We start from the raw sequence: 255 nt of genomic DNA on the forward strand, positions 1-255 counted from the left end.
CAGCGCGTGACGAGCGAGCTATTCGCAGCTTAAGCGGTCTGGCCATCATTCTTTTAACGCTGACCGGTCTGTTTAAACTGGGAATTTTAGGTGCTGGCGTGCAGGATATTTTTAAGGTTTTGGTTGGTCAAAGCTATCCATTGTTAATGGCAATCGTAATCCTGTACAGTCTGGGACTGACGATCTATGCTCAATGGCCGCGCTTTAGAAAACGCTGGGTCTGGGGAATGCTGATTTTTTATCTGGGACTCTTAT

At 46.7% G+C, this 255-nt stretch carries 1 protein-coding gene; it reads left to right on the top strand.

Going from position 1 to position 255, the window contains the following annotated elements; genetic code table 11:
* The coding region (locus tag LI126_RS14905) for a hypothetical protein (RefSeq protein WP_227165702.1) at positions 1 to 255 on the top strand (255 nt) is incomplete at both ends.

It is taken from the genome of Mediterraneibacter sp. 210702-DFI.5.30, assembly GCF_020560115.1.
Lineage (GTDB): Bacteria > Bacillota > Clostridia > Lachnospirales > Lachnospiraceae > Mediterraneibacter > Mediterraneibacter faecis.